The sequence below is a fragment of the Rhodococcus quanlei genome, from assembly GCF_055231015.1.
Genome location: NZ_JBUYWD010000022.1, coordinates 77898 through 92342, shown reverse-complemented (window position 1 = coordinate 92342; position 14445 = coordinate 77898). Strand labels below are relative to the sequence as shown.

At 65.1% G+C, this 14445-nt stretch carries 15 protein-coding genes and 1 riboswitch; of the genes, 10 read left to right on the top strand and 5 right to left on the bottom strand.

What is annotated here, in order from left to right:
* Positions 1-102: 102 nt before the first annotated feature.
* Both ACZI8Q_RS16175 and ACZI8Q_RS16170 read right to left on the bottom strand, forming a co-directional pair.
* Entirely contained in the window at positions 103-705 is a 603-nt protein-coding gene (locus tag ACZI8Q_RS16175; RefSeq protein ID WP_463374580.1) for a response regulator transcription factor, read from the bottom strand.
* A complete protein-coding gene (locus ACZI8Q_RS16170; RefSeq protein ID WP_463374579.1) occupies positions 702-1835 on the bottom strand; it encodes a sensor histidine kinase in 1134 nt (377 codons plus the stop codon). Before ACZI8Q_RS16170 ends, ACZI8Q_RS16175 begins: the two co-directional genes overlap by 4 nt.
* A gap of 193 nt (positions 1836-2028) precedes the next feature.
* Here ACZI8Q_RS16170 and ACZI8Q_RS16165 point away from each other — a divergent pair, with 193 nt between their 5' ends.
* The 4 genes from ACZI8Q_RS16165 to ACZI8Q_RS16150 all read left to right on the top strand — a co-directional run bounded on the left by ACZI8Q_RS16165 (position 2029) and on the right by ACZI8Q_RS16150 (position 5083).
* The gene (locus ACZI8Q_RS16165) at positions 2029-2922 is read left to right on the top strand and encodes an ABC transporter ATP-binding protein (protein ID WP_463374578.1); all 894 of its coding nucleotides are present in this window, start codon (positions 2029-2031) and stop codon (positions 2920-2922) included.
* A gap of 40 nt (positions 2923-2962) precedes the next feature.
* Positions 2963-3685 (top strand): ABC transporter permease, encoded by a 723-nt coding sequence (locus tag ACZI8Q_RS16160; RefSeq protein WP_463374577.1) that lies wholly within the window; start codon positions 2963-2965, stop codon positions 3683-3685.
* A gap of 147 nt (positions 3686-3832) precedes the next feature.
* Complete coding sequence (locus ACZI8Q_RS16155) at positions 3833-4159, top strand: YdeI/OmpD-associated family protein (RefSeq protein ID WP_463374576.1); 327 nt, start codon at positions 3833-3835, stop codon at positions 4157-4159.
* Positions 4160-4174: 15 nt separating this feature from the next.
* On the top strand, positions 4175-5083 hold the full coding sequence (locus tag ACZI8Q_RS16150) for a sucrase ferredoxin (RefSeq protein ID WP_463374660.1): 909 nt from the start codon (positions 4175-4177) through the stop codon (positions 5081-5083).
* A gap of 4 nt (positions 5084-5087) precedes the next feature.
* Here ACZI8Q_RS16150 and ACZI8Q_RS16145 read toward each other — a convergent pair whose 3' ends face one another.
* Together ACZI8Q_RS16145 and ACZI8Q_RS16140 are read right to left on the bottom strand one after the other, a co-directional pair.
* Positions 5088-7079: an SDR family oxidoreductase gene (locus ACZI8Q_RS16145; RefSeq protein WP_463374575.1), complete on the bottom strand. Its 1992-nt coding sequence runs from the start codon at positions 7077-7079 to the stop codon at positions 5088-5090.
* Between the two features lie 32 nt (positions 7080-7111).
* A complete protein-coding gene (locus ACZI8Q_RS16140) occupies positions 7112-9232 on the bottom strand; it encodes an MMPL family transporter (protein ID WP_463374574.1) in 2121 nt (706 codons plus the stop codon).
* 107 nt (positions 9233-9339) lie between these two features.
* A riboswitch (cobalamin riboswitch) is annotated at positions 9340-9477 on the top strand.
* A 104-nt stretch (positions 9478-9581) separates the two neighbouring features.
* On the opposite strand from ACZI8Q_RS16140, the gene ACZI8Q_RS16135 reads away from it, so the two are divergent.
* From ACZI8Q_RS16135 to ACZI8Q_RS16120, 4 genes are all read left to right on the top strand, one after another.
* Entirely contained in the window at positions 9582-10574 is a 993-nt protein-coding gene (locus tag ACZI8Q_RS16135; protein ID WP_463374573.1) for an ABC transporter substrate-binding protein, read from the top strand.
* A gap of 101 nt (positions 10575-10675) precedes the next feature.
* Complete coding sequence (locus ACZI8Q_RS16130; RefSeq protein WP_463374659.1) at positions 10676-11686, top strand: FecCD family ABC transporter permease; 1011 nt, start codon at positions 10676-10678, stop codon at positions 11684-11686.
* Positions 11687-11730: 44 nt separating this feature from the next.
* Entirely contained in the window at positions 11731-12516 is a 786-nt protein-coding gene (locus ACZI8Q_RS16125; RefSeq protein ID WP_463374658.1) for an ABC transporter ATP-binding protein, read from the top strand.
* A complete protein-coding gene (locus ACZI8Q_RS16120) occupies positions 12509-13240 on the top strand; it encodes a (2Fe-2S)-binding protein (protein WP_463374572.1) in 732 nt (243 codons plus the stop codon). Before ACZI8Q_RS16125 ends, ACZI8Q_RS16120 begins: the two co-directional genes overlap by 8 nt.
* A gap of 7 nt (positions 13241-13247) precedes the next feature.
* Here the strand turns inward: ACZI8Q_RS16120 and ACZI8Q_RS16115 are convergent, their stop codons facing one another.
* Positions 13248-13427, bottom strand: a complete 180-nt coding sequence (locus ACZI8Q_RS16115; RefSeq protein WP_463374571.1) for a hypothetical protein — start codon at positions 13425-13427, stop codon at positions 13248-13250.
* A gap of 349 nt (positions 13428-13776) precedes the next feature.
* On the opposite strand from ACZI8Q_RS16115, the gene ACZI8Q_RS16110 reads away from it, so the two are divergent.
* Both ACZI8Q_RS16110 and ACZI8Q_RS16105 read left to right on the top strand, forming a co-directional pair.
* Positions 13777-14013, top strand: coding sequence for a type II toxin-antitoxin system Phd/YefM family antitoxin (locus ACZI8Q_RS16110; RefSeq protein ID WP_463374570.1), 237 nt, complete (start codon positions 13777-13779; stop codon positions 14011-14013).
* The gene (locus tag ACZI8Q_RS16105; protein ID WP_463374569.1) at positions 14010-14426 is read left to right on the top strand and encodes a type II toxin-antitoxin system VapC family toxin; all 417 of its coding nucleotides are present in this window, start codon (positions 14010-14012) and stop codon (positions 14424-14426) included. The genes ACZI8Q_RS16110 and ACZI8Q_RS16105 overlap by 4 nt, the downstream gene beginning before the upstream one ends.
* Positions 14427-14445 lie beyond the last annotated feature (19 nt).

Sequence of the window (14445 nt, the reverse complement as noted above, 5' to 3'; positions counted from 1 at the left end):
TGGATGGAGGTGAATCACGGTACGTCGTCGGGTATCGGATCGACGAGGTCGTACAGCGCGTTCTTTCGTCGTTCCGCGAGAGCAAATTGGAGGCGCACTCCCTCACAGCCAGTCACGTTCGCGTGCGTACCGGGCGGCCTCTCGGCGATTGCGGGTCTGGGTCTTCTGCATGGCCTGTGAGAGGTAGTTCCGTATGGTTCCCTCGGCCAGGTAGAGGATGTCCGCGATCTCGGCGACGGAGTGCCCGGCGTAGGTCTCTCGCAGCACGTCGAGTTCTCGGTCCGTCAGCGGGCAATCGTCTATCACTGCGCGGGCGGAGATCTCGGGGTCGATCCAGCGTTGACCCTCGTGGAGGCTGGTGATGACCTCTGCTATGTGCTCGGGCCGGGCCGACTTACTGGCGAATCCCCGGACTCCGAGCTTGAGTGCCCGGCGCAGGACCCCAGGTCGGGCGTGCCGGGTGAGCATCAGAACTGTCTGCTCCGGTCGCTGTCGCTGGATGGCCGCGACTGCCTCGAGTCCGTCGGTCCCGGGCATCTCCAGGTCGATCACGAGCACATCGGGCTCCAACTCCAGCACCTGGTCGATCGCCTCGGCGCCGTCCTGTGCCTCGCCGACGATGCTGATATTCGCCTTGCGGGGCAGGAGCGCCGCGAGGGCCGAGCGCAGCAACGCCTCGTCGTCGGCCAGCACGACCCGGATCATCGGATCGGCTCCTCTCGCGCACCGGTGTGCGACCCGGCCGGGAACGACGCGGCCGTGACGAACTGCCCGTCCTCTTGCCTCACGGTGAGCTCGCCACCACTGGTGACGAGCCGGTCGGCAAGCACGGCCAGCCCGCTCAGCTCCGGCGTCGACGATGCCCCGGCCCCGTCGTTGGTGATTTCGATCGACGACTCGGACACGGCGATTCTCACCTGCGTCGCTTGGGAATGTCGCAGGATGTTCGTGGTGGCCTCGCGCAGCACCTGCCCCAGCAGCTCACTGGTCCCGTCCTCGACGTCGCCCGTACGTTCGAGGGCCACCCGGACACCCGCCGCGTCGAAGAGGTTCCGGGCATTCTCGAGCTCGGCCGAGAGATTGAGTCTGCGTTGCCCGTACGCCAGCTCCTTGGAGCGCGCGATGGTGTCCTCGACCTGGGCGTACACCTCGCGCAGTTCGGCGGCTGCCCGCTCGGGGTCGGACATCAACAGTTCCTGGGCGAGCGCCACCTTGAGGTTCACTACGTGCAGGGTGTGGCCCTGGATGTCGTGGAGATCGCCGGCGAACCGTACCCGCTCGCGCATGATCGCAAGCTCTGCCTCCGCCGACTGTGCCCGCTCGAGATCCAGCAGGATCATCCGGTGCCGCTCCAACGTCACGATCACCGCCGCGATGAAGACGGTCAGACCACCGGGCATGAGGACGTAGAGCGCGACGTCCGACCAGGTGAAGGGGTGGTCCACGAAGTACAGGAGGCCGGTGACCGACGACAGGCCCCCCAGGCCGATCACGGCGGGGATCTGCCGCTCGGGGACGCGGGGTACCAGGATCCCTCCGAGCAGAGCCATTCCGAAGAAGCCCAGCGGGTTCAGGCCGCGGACAACGCAGAAGACCCACACCAGGTAGGAGAACCCGAGAGCCAGGGTCACGTTGACGACCGACGGGGGGCGGTCGTCCTTCCAGTCGTAGAAGACCAGGAACGCGACACTCAGACCGGCACCGAGAAGTAGGCCATGTAGCCAACTCTCCGAGGTCATGGCCACGATCACCAGAGTCAGGGGGGCGATCGCGATCACGGCCGTGAGCACGGTCGCGCGGTGCATCCGCCGCCTTGCCTCGATTGTGGAAGACACCTGACTTCGTCACTCCTCGACCGCCGGCCTGTCGGTGCCCTGCCGTCTACGCCCGGCCGACTCAGGCGTTGACGTCAACACTGACAGGTCAACACTGACAGTCGGCGACGATCGGCACCAGTGACGAAATGTCATACCGGGACATGACCCCCTCGCACTACCGCGCACCGGCGCGGTGGCATGGGATGGAGTCATGCCACACACGACCACATCGAACACTGTCATCGACGTCGACGGCCTCACCGTCCGCTACGGGGACTTCCACGCCGTCAAGGACCTCTCCTTCCAGGTCCGGCGGGGTGAGCTCTACGCGCTCCTGGGCACCAACGGCGCGGGCAAAACCTCGACCCTGGAAGTCATCGAGGGGCACCGGCAGTCCACGTCCGGCAGCGTCCGGGTCTTCGGCCAGAGCCCACTCGACCGCAGCATCCGCCCCAAGCTGGGGATCATGCTCCAGGAGAGCGGGTTCACCCCCGACCTGACCGCCCTGGAAACCGTCGCCCTCATCGGCGGCCTGACCAAACGGCGGGACAATCCGGACACGGTACTCGACCTCGTCGGCTTGAGCGCCAAAGCCGACACCCGGGTCAGCCAGCTCTCCGGGGGAGAGAAGCGTCGACTGGACTTCGCCACCGCCGTCTACGGGGAACCCGAGTTGATCTTCCTGGACGAGCCGACCACCGGCCTCGACATCCAGTCCCGGGACGCCCTCTGGGATTCGGTGGACAGACTCCGTGAGAACGGCACCACGGTGGTGCTGACCACCCACTACCTGGAGGAGGCCCAGCAGCGGGCCGACCGTGTGGGGCTCATGCACGAGGGGACCTTCCACATGGAGGGCACCGTCGCCGAGCTCACCCGGACACTGCCCGGCACCATCCGCTTCACTCTCCCCGGCGGCGCCCGACCGCTACCGATACACGCCACGAGTACTGCCGACGGCGGCTACCTGATCGAGACCCACGAGATGCAGCGCGATCTCCACGCGCTGTTGGCGTGGGCCGGCGAACAACGAATCGAGTTGGGCGGCCTCGAATCGGGACCCACCCGCCTCGACACCATCTTCCGTTCGATCACCCGGAACTAGAACACACCCGCTCGCCACGACACCCAAGGGACTTCACATCATGCTCTCCATCGCCCGCAGCGAATTCCTCCAGATCTACCGCAATCGAATGGTGTTCTTCAGCGCCACCGTCATCCCCCTCGGACTCAGCCTGCTCTTCATCGCGCAGCGGGAGACCTTTGTGCAGGCCCCCACCGGGATCGGGCTCCTGGCCGGCTTCTTCATGATGATCCTCATCAGTATGGGCCTCTACTCCACCGCCGTGACGACCCTGGCCACCCGCCGTCAGACCCTGTTCCTCAAACGCCTGCGTTCCACGGCGGTCAGCGACCCGGGCGCGCTCGCGGGCATCGTCGGCCCGCCGGCCATCATCGGCATCGTGCAGGTCACCGCGGTCCTCGGGGTGCTCGCCTACGTCGATGCAGCGCCGGCGAACATCCCGCTGTTGATCGTCTCAGGACTCACGCTGGTGCTGATGATGGTCGGGCTCGCGCTGGCCACCGCCGGAATCACCAACTCCCCCGAGCACGCCCAGGTCACGACCCTTCCCATCACGATGGGCACCTCTGCTGTCGCGTTCTGGGTGGGCATCACCGGTACCGAGAGCCTGGGTTGGCTCAAACGACTGCTCCCCGGCGGTGCGGCCACCGAGCTCAACATCAACGCGTGGAACGGAACTGGAGAACTCGTCGAGAATCTGATGCTCCTGCTCCCGACGCTGGGCTGGGTGGCGGTCGCCTTCCTGCTGGCCCGCGCACTCTTCCGCTGGGAACCGCGACGCTGAGGCGATGGCAGTCACCGTCGGATCTGCCCGTCGAGCTGTTCGCCGACCAGGCCGAGTTTTGTTCCTGGATGATGGCACATCACGATTCGTCGCCAGGGCTCGAGTTGAAGATGGCGAAGAAGTCGTCCGCCCATACGTCCATCGATTATGTGCAGGTACTCGAAGTCGCTTTGCGCTTCGGCTGGATCAGAGGTCGAACGAACCAAGGCATACGGTCGCTGGGGCCGGGCCTACTGGGACCGGGCCTACTGGGACCGGGCCTACAAGGGGCCGAAGAACGCGAAGGTGCCCGACGGCTTCCTCGAGGCCTTGTCCCGCAGCCCGGAGGCGGCTGCCTTCTTCGAAACCTTGAACAGTCAGAACCGATATGCCATCTTCTACCGACTACAGGACGCCAAGCGGGCGGAAACCCGCGCACGCCGGATCGAGAAGTTCGTGCAACAACTCGCCGAGAGGCGGAAGTTCCACGACTGACAGAATGTCGTCGTGATGGAAGCTGGGGTGACGACGTGTTCCGCCATGTCTGCGCGCGACGAGCCGCTCGCCGGTACAGCAGCGCAGGTCAGCGGTTGGGTGTGTCTGGAGTTTCCCGGCGGTTGGGGCCGGGACGTCCTGGACGGGGCGGCGCTGGGGACCGACCTGGCCGAAGCATTGCGTGTCCGCGCCGACGCTGCCGGGGTTCGGATCATGTTCATCAGACGCCCGGGCCGCAGCACACTGACCGGGGGAAATCCGGAGCGTCCCGCGCACACTGTCTTGCTCGCGCAATCGCACCCGAACCGATCGTGGTGTGAGCGACTGGAAGTTTCAGAGCCTGCGGAGCTGCTCGACGTGGACTTCTCTCTCGTCGGCGGTGATGCGCCCGGAATCGGTGCTCGTGTGGACGGCCCGATCGCGTTGGTGTGTGCGCACGGCAAGCGTGACCAGTGCTGTGCCGTGCTCGGCCGCCCGGTGGCTGCCGCCCTGGCCACAGAGTTCGACGGCGCAGAGTTCGGTGGGGGCGTGTGGGAGTGCTCGCACACTGGGGGACACCGATTCGCACCGTCGATGATTCTGCTACCCAGCGGCTATTCGTATGGCCGGCTCGGTGACGCCGCAAGCGTTGCGGCGATGCAGGCGGCCGGCCGCGGCGAGGTGCAACTCGAAGGATTACGTGGCCGTAGCGTGTGGAATCCGCGTGGCCAGGTCGCGGAGATGGCGGTTCGTGAGCGGGTGGACGCCGGTGTGAACGGGCTGAGCGTCGTCGGCGACACGGTGGTCCACACGGACGGTCGCCAGTGGTCGGTGGATATCGACGAGGTGGAGCTGCCACCTCGCCCTGCGAGTTGTGGTGCGGTGCCGAAGGCCGTCAGGCCGCTCGTGGCTCGCGACGTGCACGAGCTGACACGTCACCACTAGACAGTCACCAGTACACGCCGGGGATCAGGTTGCCCACCCGCCGGCCGACGCTCCCGAGCAGGGGTGGGGTAGGGATGGTGCTACCCCGCTTCGTGGGCTTGCGCGGACTCGCGTCTGCCGGTTGTTCGCCACGGGCCGCCGGTGAATCCGGAAACATCTTGTACAACTGGTGGAGCATCAGGTCTTTGGTGTGTGGCGCGAAGAAGGATCCGAACTCACCGAGTGTTCCGAGTGGTGCGTCGATCTGCTTCGGGCGTTCGACGAGGGCGCGTACCACCGTGCGGGCCGCGTCCTCCGGGCTCGCCGCCGGCCCGGCGTTGTACTGGGCTGTCGGTGCGATCATGGGCGTACGCACCAACGGCATGTGGATGGTGGTGAAGGTGATTCCGTCCGACAGGGTTTCTGCTGCAGCGACATTGGTGAATCCGTCGAGGGCGGATTTGCTGGCCACGTATGCCGAGAAGCGTGGCGTGGATGCTTGCACTCCGGCGCTGCTGATGTTCACGATGTGTCCGAAGCGTCGTGCCCGCATCTGGGGGAGTAGGGCCAGGATCATCCGCACGGCGCCGAAGTAGTTGACCGCCATGGTCCGCTCGTAGTCGTGCAGTCGGTCGGTGGAGTGATAAATCCCGCGTCTGATGGACCGGCCGGCGTTGTTCACCAACATGTCCACGTGGTCGTGTTCGTCGAGGATGGTAGCCACTGTCCGGTCGACCGATTCGCTGTCGGTGATGTCGCATGGGTAGCAGTGCGCACTCCCACCGTCGGCACGGATCTGCTCGACCACGGCCGCCAATTCGTCCGCCCGTCGTGCGAGGAGCAGCACGGTCGCACCTTTGCGGGCAATCGCCAGGGCGGAACTGCGGCCGATTCCCGACGAGGCCCCCGTGATCACGACGCGGCGCCCCACCAGCGGCCCGTGCGGGTCGTCGCGTCGCGCGCGGTCGGGGTCGAGGTGCTCGCGCCAGTACCCCCATAGGGTCGCCGCATACTCGCCGAACTCGGGTACGTCGATGCCACTGCCGTTCAATGCGTTCCGTGTCGCTTCGCTGCCGAGGGCGGGCAGCGTCATGGTGCCGAGCAATGCGGGTGGAATGCCGATCGCTTTCAGTGCGAATGCGCGCCCGGCATCGATCGGCCCGATCGACGTCGGTTCCATGAAGGGGCGAACAAGGCTGCGCGGTACCTCCGCAACGGGACGTGGAGCGCCGCAAGCCTTTGCGAGTGCCGAGTAGATCTCACGAATCGGCTGTGGCTTCGGGTTGACCAGGTGGAAGGTCCGGCCGTCGAGGTCGGGCTGCGTCATCAACTGCACGAGCGCCCGCGCCACATAGTCGACGGGAACGACGTTGGTGGTGCCCAGGTCCGGTATGAGGAGAGGCAATGCGGTCGGGAGTTTCGACAACGCCGCGATTGCGGGAAACATGTAGTAGGGGCCGTCGATCTTGTCGATCTCGCCTGTCACCGAACTACCGACCACCGCAGAGGGCCGATAGATGCGGGTGCGAATGTCCCCCGCCTCTCGGACGAGTTTCTCGGCCTCGAACTTCGTGCGGTGATACGCGGTGGGAAAGCCTTGACCGAGATCGAAGTCGTCCTCGTCGAAATGGCCGCGGTGGTCGCCCGCCACCGCAACGGACGACACGTGGTGGAGGGTGGCGCCCAACCGCCGCACCAACTCGATCACCGAGCGGGTGCCACGCACGTTCGTGTCGGCTTGCTCCTCGCCGGCCGTCAGGTCGTAGATCGCGCCGAGGTGAAGTACGTGCTCGGCTGCGGGTGGATTCTCGACACCGAGATTCGGTTCGGTCAGGTCTCCGACGAGCGGCTCGATCCGGTCGCCGCCCGGAAACAGCTGTGCGATCGCAGCCAAACGCTCCGCCGAGCCTGGCCGAACGAGGACATGGACGTGGGCGTTCTCGTCCTGCCGCAGCAGTTCGGCCAGTACGTTGCGGCCCAGAAATCCGGTTCCGCCGGTCACGATGTACGTCGCCATGACCTGAACTTACTCCGGGGTAAGTTTGGCGGCTAGTGTCCGATGCCAACTTTCTCGTGCAGGCGCTTCATCCATCCCGGCGCCCACCAGTTCGCCTCACCCATCAGCTTGACCAACGACGGCACCAACAGCATGCGCACCACTGTTGCATCCACGATGAGGGCGACGATCATGCCGACTCCGAGGAACCGCATGACCGACAGACCGGAGATCGCGAACGCCCCCGTCACGATCATGAGCAGCAAGGCTGCCGCAGTGACGATGCGTCCGGTGCGTTCTGCGCCGAACCTCACTGCTTCCTCGGTGGACGCTCCTTCGGCGCGGGCTTCCACCATGCGCGACATCAAGAACACCTCGTAGTCCGTGGAGAGACCGAACACCACAGCCATGATGAGCACCACGAACGTCGGTTCGAGATCAGACGGGCTCACGTTGAGCAGTTCGGCGCCGTGTCCGAGTTGGAAGACCCACGTCAGCACACCGAAGGTGGCGGCGAGGCTGATGCCGGCCATCAACACCGCCTTGATCGGCAACACGATCGACCCGAACGCGAGGAACAACAGGATGAGAGTCGAGATCACCATGATCGCCACCATCACTGGCAACCACTCCGTGATCGCGGCGTTGCTGTCGTCCACCGTGGCCTGCCCACCGCCGACGAGAAGTTCGGTCCCTGCCGGTGGCTCGAGTGCGCGCAGACTCGACACGACACTGCTCTGCTCGTCGCCGTCGGCACCTTCCGAATACGTCACCTGAACGGCCGCGAACTCGGCATTCGACCCGACCAGCGTCACCTGACCGACCCCGTCGATATCGCTCGCGGACTCGACAACGGCCTGTCCGTCCGCGGGAGTCGGGGCGGTGCCGTCCGTCCCGCGCAGGATGACGGTCGCACCGTTTCCGGTGGTGGGGAAGTCGTTCACGAGGACGTCGGTGGCCACGCGCGCCGGGTCGCCTTCGGGCAGAGCGGTGTACGTGACCTCGCCGAGGGTGGCTTTCGTCAGGGGAGCGGCCAGCACCAGGAGGCCGATGACGATCGTGACGGCGACGGCGATCGGCTTACCCATAACGCGGGTCACGACGGTGCCCCAGAACTTGCGGGCCCGTTCTTCACCCCGCTGAGCTGCGCCTTTACGCCAGCTCAGTGCGTTGATGCGGTGCCCCAGGATCGCCAGCAGGGCGGGAACTGCCGTCAGTGACAGGACTGCGGCACCGACCACGGCCGCGATCGCGCCGAATCCGAGCGACTTGATCACGTCCTGCGGGAACACGAGCATGCCGGAGAACGCGCAGATCAGCAGTAGTCCTGAGAACGCGACAGTGCGTCCGGCCGTGAGGATGGTGCGCCGGGTGGCCTCGATCGGCGAGGCACCCGCATCGAGTTCCTCGCGGAACCGCCCGACGACGAACAACCCGTAGTCGATGGCGAGTCCCAGTCCGAGCAGCGACGCGACGTTGATGGCGAACGTGCTGACGTCGGTGAACAGCGTCAGTGCGCGCAATGTGGCCAGGGCGCTGAGAATCGAGAGTATGCCGACGAAGACCGGGACTGCTGCGGCGACCAGGCCGCCGAAGATGAACACCAGCAGCACGAGGGTGATCGGTAGGGCAATGGCTTCGGCAAGGACGAGGTCGCTCTGCAGGTGGTTGTTGAAGGAGACCCCGACCGTCGAATTGCCGGCGAACTGGACGTCGACGCCCTCGACCTCCAGTTTGGGAAGCAGGTCGTTGAAATTGGCGATGTTGATGTCGGCGTCCGGATCGACGGTGATCGCTGCCGACGCCATGGTGCCGTCTTCGGAGAGCATCGACGGTTTCGTCATCGGATCTGCGGTCCAATAGGAGGTGACCGAGTGCGTGGGTACTTCGCTGCTGAACTCGGTCAGATTCGCGGTGACCGCGGGCCCGATATCCTCGACGGTCTCGCCCTCGGGGGGCGTGTAGATCGCGATGATGCTCGGCGTCTGGGGGCCCAGAGTGTCTTCGACGATGCGAGCGACCTCGGCGGATTCACTGTTCGGGTCGACGAACCCACCCTGGCTGAGCTTCGAGAACACGCCGGCGCCCCATACACCGCTCACCACCACCGCGAGAACGGCGATGATCAACACCCACCATTTTCGTGTGACGACTAGCGATGCCCAACGTGTCATGCGTTCTCCCCGGATCTATCGGCGCGGTTGCGACCTTGTCGACTGTAATGCGGGTGGGGCGGATGGGGTGTGAGCGTGACGGGGATCTCCCCGCAGGACGTCGCGAGCAATCGGGCATACTCGACAGCGCACGTGCAGCCATTCGATGGGGGAAGCCGGTCCGAATCCGGCGCTGACCCGCAACGGTAGGTGGTCGACCACGGTCGGTCACGAGCCCGATTACCCGTCGGACGGTGTGTGACCCCCTGTTCGTCGTGGTCTACGAAACGGAGTCCTGCCCGCGCCGCCGCGGTGCGCGGTGGGGTGAGCTGGTCGTTGTTCGTGGCTCTGAGCCCGCAATGAGGTTTACATGCGTTTGTTGTCGTTCCCCCGTGGTGGTGTGATCGTTCTGGCCGCTGCTCTTCTGGTCGGTGGCTGTTCCCGCGGTGACGGCGTGGCCGATGCCGCGTCCGCGCAACCCTTCGCCGAGCCGGTGTCGATCACCAACTGTGATCGCACCCAGGAATTCGAGGCGCCGCCGCAACGGATCGTGTCCATGGACAGTCATGTCACCGAGGTGCTCATCGAGATGGGGGTCGGTGACCGAATCGTCGGTATGGGGGACGCCGACGACACGCCACTGCCCGAGTTTGCGGACGAGTACGCACAGATTCCGAGTTTGTCGGACCAGCACCCCACTTCCGAACAGATCCTCGACCTCGACCCGGACCTCGTGGTCGGCGGAATGACGAGCGCGTTCAACGAACAGGAGGGCCGATCCCGCGAATTCTTCGAGAGCAAGGGGATTCCCACCTTCATGTTCTCCGAGTACTGCGGCACCGGATTCCCCGATCTCGATCTGCTGCGCACCGACTACTCGCAGTTGGGTCGCATCCTCGGCGAAGAGGCGGCCGCACAGAAGATCATCGACCGGGTGGTCGACGGGTTGACGAAGCTGCGGGAGCAGATCGGCGAGGCCCCGCCTGTTCCTACCTTCTTCTACGACTCGGGAGAAGACGCTCCGATGACCGTCGGCGGTGAGGGGGCCGGCCAGTTGATCGCGGACTACGCGGGTGCGATCAACCTGTTCTCGGAGGGGCAGAAGCCGTATCCGGACACCACCTGGGAAACCATCGGGGAGCGTGCCCCGGAGGCCATCGTGGTCCTCGACTACGGGGACAAGAGTGCTGAGCAGAAGATCGACTTCCTGAAATCGCAGCCGATCATGATGACGACTCCCGCCGTACGCAACGATCACTTCGTTGTGGTCCCACTGAGTGACTTCTTCGAGAGCCCGCGGTTGCTGCGATCCGCCCGAACGATTGCGCACGCGCTTCATCCTGACCGGGTGCCGCAGTCGTGACGAGCACACTCGAAAGAGAACATTCGCACACAGCAGGAGATTCGCACACAGCAGGAGAAGAAACCGTCGAGTACCGGCGCCGACGGTTCGGCTTCGGAGCACTGCTGGTCGCACTCGCGGTGAGTTTGCTGTTCGGGATGGGCCTGGCCGTGTCGTTCGGTTCCGTGCACATCCCCGTCGGTGACGTGTGGGCCATCGTCGTGCACGCGATCGCCGGTGGCGGATTCGATACGTGGTGGTCCGATGCCCGTGAAGCGATCGTCATGGATTCACGACTGCCCCGTGCCGTCACCGCTGCGGTGGTGGGTGCCGCGCTGGCATTGGCGGGTGCTGTAGCTCAAGCGGTGACGCGCAATCCGCTCGCCGACCCCTATCTGCTCGGTGTGTCCTCGGGTGCCGGTTTCGGTGTCGTTCTGGTGATGGTGTTGGGCATCGGTGCGGGTGCACTCGGAGCGTTCACGATTCCGGCGGCCGCGTTCGTCGGTGCGATGATTCCGTTGTTTCTGTCGCTGGCGATCGGCGGCCGCTACCCGCAGCCCACGGCAATCATTCTGGTGGGAGTCGCGTTGGCGCAGGTCTTCTCGGCGCTGATCACCTTCACCTTGCTGGTGGTGGCCGAAAACAATGAGCTCAGTGCCGTGATGCACTGGTTGGCGGGCGGTTTGGGCGGCTCCCGCTGGTCCACGTCGATGTTTCCCGGGCTCGTTCTCGCGCTCGTCGGCACAGCGGTGCTGCTCGGGGCGAACCGCACCGATCTGCTCAAGACCGGTGACGACGGCGCGAGCGCACTCGGCATGAATGTGCGCAGGTTCCGCGTCGTGTCACTGCTCGGAGTTTCGCTGCTGGCCGGCGCTGCGGTGTCCGTGGCGGGCGGTATCGGTTTCATCGGACTGCTGATTCCGCACTTGGCGGGTTATCTGGTGGGCACGCGGGCCGTGCGGCTGTTCCCAGTGGCGATGCTCGTCGGTGCGATTGCCTTGGTGATCGCCGATACCGTGGCGCGCACGATCGTGTCGAACACGGAGGTTCCGGTTGGTGTCATCACCGCACTCATCGGTGCACCCATCTTCGTATGGATGCTGTACCGCCAGTATCGGAAGGCTGAGCAGTGACTTTCAAAGAGGCGCAGACAATCGACGAGACTGTGACGGCAGAAGTGCCCGGAAAGGGTGCCCTCGCGCTCGAGCGTGTATCCGCGGTGCTCGGCTCGCGCCAGGTGCTTCGGGAGATCGATTTCTCGGTACGTCCGGGTGAGATCCTCGGCCTGGTTGGGCCGAACGGATCCGGGAAGACCACGGCGTTGCGGTGCGGTTATCGTGCGTTGCGTCCGCACAGCGGGACTGTGTGGGTCGAAGGGGCGGACACCGAACACGTCAGCCGTCGGGTTCTCGCCACCACGATCGGTGTCAGCACCCAAGAGCCGACCACATCGGGTGGGTTGACCGTGCGGCAATCGGTGGCACTGGGCCGCGTCCCGCATCGCGGCCTCCTCGATCGCCCGACCGAGGCGGATCGCGTCATTGTCGAAGAATGCCTGCGCAGGGTCGATCTGATCGGCCTGGCCTCGCGTGACGTGCAAGCGTTGTCCGGGGGTGAGCGGCAACGTGTCTCGATTGCGCGAGCATTGGCGCAGCAGCCGCGGATACTGCTCCTCGACGAACCCACCAACCACCTGGATCTGCGCCAGCAGTTGACAGTGATGAAGGTTCTCGCAGATCTTGCCGCGAGCGGTCTCGCGGTCGTCGTCACCATGCACGATCTGCGGATGGCGGTCGAATACTGTGACCGGTTGGCCGTGATGAGCGGGGGCGTCCTGGTGGCGGATGGGCCGCCGGCGGACGTGCTCGACGAGGCGCTGCTTGGTGGTGTGTTCGGGATCAAGGCCCGAGTTCACACCCATCCGAGACGGTCGATGGAGATTCTGGGGTTGGCCGATGATTGATGTGTACGGCGTTACGGCGCAGCGTGTTCCGGCGATTGCCGATCAGGTTCGGCCGGGCCCCGGTGTCGCAACGTTTCCTGCCGATATGATGGTGGACCCAGGGTGGATGGCCGAACGAGTCGCCGATACCGGGCGACGTTGGGGCAGCGCAGACCCGCGCGTGAACGGAACGCTCTGGTGGTACTCGGCGAGTTCGACTCTGGCCGGAATCCCTGTGGCCACGTCCCTCGTCACGGGGTTCGCGGCGCATCCGCGCTTGGCGGACGCGACAGCTTTCCTGCGTCCCGACGGCTACTTCGGCGGTATGACGAGTGAGGTGTTTCTTCCGGTAGGGGAGGGCCTTTCGAGTGTGGCGACCGAGCTCACGTCGACGCTTACAGCGCTCATCGACGCACTGGGGGAGGCGTCGGGTGTGCGGGCCCGTCCGTTGTGGGCAATCGCCACGGATTCGGTGGCGAACCGTGCGCTCGACGCAGGTGATGCGTGCGGCGATCGCGCCGTCGGGAGGGACTTCGCGCTACGTCTCGTGGACGCCATGCAGGCTGCCGGTGCCCCGATGCCGATGCCACGGTTCGTCGATGTAGAGCGAGGCGGGCGGACGAAATGTTTCACGAAGCGAGCGTCGTGCTGCCTGATCTACGAAGCTCGTGAACGCAAGTGCACGAGCTGTCCCAAACGGCGCCCGTCAGAGCGGCTTGCCGATCTACGGAAGCTGGTGCTGTGACGGAGTTCTAGCCCGCGTACCGGCAGTTTCGGAGCGACTCCGCAGAGACGGTGTCGACCTGACAGGTCTTGTGCTGCCATCCACCGCCGTACTCGTCTGCGGTGCTGTCGACGAAAAGTTCGACAGCGTCCGATCCCGGAGTGACACGGAAGTATGTGGTGATCGGATCGCCGTCGGTGGTTGACATAGTGAGCGCGTACTCGGCGCCCCCGGTGGCTCGGCCAACGTTCAAACAGTCGATCACGCTCCGCGGAAACTGTTCGTTCAGCGATGGACTGGGTCCGTGTGTACGCACTTCACCGCAGCTCGAGAGTGGCGGCCGGTTCGTAAAACCTTCCGGCGCGTGAGACTGAGGGTTGCACGAGGCACCGAGAAGGACGGGAACGAGAGTCACGAGCAGCCAACCTGCGCGGATCCGTTTCTTCCTCACCGGAGCAGCGTACTCGAGTGGCGTGAAACTCACGCGATGTTCACATATGACCGGTAGGACTAGTGCTACTAGTCTTAATTCGCGTTTCGGGCGTAGAATTCATGATATGAAGTCCATCAGCAGCACCGAGGCGAAGGCGAAGTTCAACGCCCTGCTCGCGGAGGTGGAAGCAACCGGAAGTTCGGTGACGATCACCAATCACGGCCGTCCGGCGGCGATTCTGTCGCCGCCGACCCCGACGCCACGCACCTTCGGGCAGCTCGCCGGCAAGATCACTATCCCGGAGGATTTCGATGCCCCTCTCGCCGGCGAGGACTTGGAGTTGTGGGAGGGCCGGGAGTGATCGAGCGCACCGTACTGCTCGATACCAACGCTTTGCTGTGGCTGACTGCGGCGCCGGAGAAGGTCGCACCGGACAAGCTCGAGATACTGGCCGCGCCCTCGACGGCGCTGATGGTGTCCGCAGTGTCCGCTTGGGAGGTGGCGATCAAGACCCACAGCGGGAAGCTGCCCGGTGGCCACGCGCTGCTGTCGGCATGGGACCAGCACATGTCTGTTCTGCGGGCCGAGACGATACCGATCGAGACCGCCGACGCGATCATGGCCGGCGCCCTCGCGTGGACACACCGGGACCCCTTCGATCGGATGCTTGTCACCCAGGCCGCGCGGCGGGCATTTACCCTCGCCACCAGTGACATCACTGTCCTCGAAGGCGCACTGTCGCCGACCCTCGACACTCGCCGCGCACCGGAGTAGTCAGCTGCATCAAGCACCC

Bases quoted from the DNA above. Each gene is read 5' to 3' on its own strand.
- ACZI8Q_RS16175 (WP_463374580.1), bottom strand. From the start codon at position 705: ATGATCCGGGTCGTGCTGGCCGACGACGAGGCGTTGCTGCGCTCGGCC.
- ACZI8Q_RS16165 (WP_463374578.1), top strand. From the start codon at position 2,029: ATGCCACACACGACCACATCGAACACTGTCATCGACGTCGACGGCCTC.
- ACZI8Q_RS16160 (WP_463374577.1), top strand. From the start codon at position 2,963: ATGCTCTCCATCGCCCGCAGCGAATTCCTCCAGATCTACCGCAATCGA.
- ACZI8Q_RS16155 (WP_463374576.1), top strand. From the start codon at position 3,833: ATGTGCAGGTACTCGAAGTCGCTTTGCGCTTCGGCTGGATCAGAGGTC.
- ACZI8Q_RS16150 (WP_463374660.1), top strand. From the start codon at position 4,175: ATGGAAGCTGGGGTGACGACGTGTTCCGCCATGTCTGCGCGCGACGAG.
- ACZI8Q_RS16145 (WP_463374575.1), bottom strand. From the start codon at position 7,079: ATGGCGACGTACATCGTGACCGGCGGAACCGGATTTCTGGGCCGCAAC.
- ACZI8Q_RS16140 (WP_463374574.1), bottom strand. From the start codon at position 9,232: ATGACACGTTGGGCATCGCTAGTCGTCACACGAAAATGGTGGGTGTTG.
- ACZI8Q_RS16135 (WP_463374573.1), top strand. From the start codon at position 9,582: ATGCGTTTGTTGTCGTTCCCCCGTGGTGGTGTGATCGTTCTGGCCGCT.
- ACZI8Q_RS16120 (WP_463374572.1), top strand. From the start codon at position 12,509: ATGATTGATGTGTACGGCGTTACGGCGCAGCGTGTTCCGGCGATTGCC.
- ACZI8Q_RS16115 (WP_463374571.1), bottom strand. From the start codon at position 13,427: ATGTCAACCACCGACGGCGATCCGATCACCACATACTTCCGTGTCACT.
- ACZI8Q_RS16110 (WP_463374570.1), top strand. From the start codon at position 13,777: ATGAAGTCCATCAGCAGCACCGAGGCGAAGGCGAAGTTCAACGCCCTG.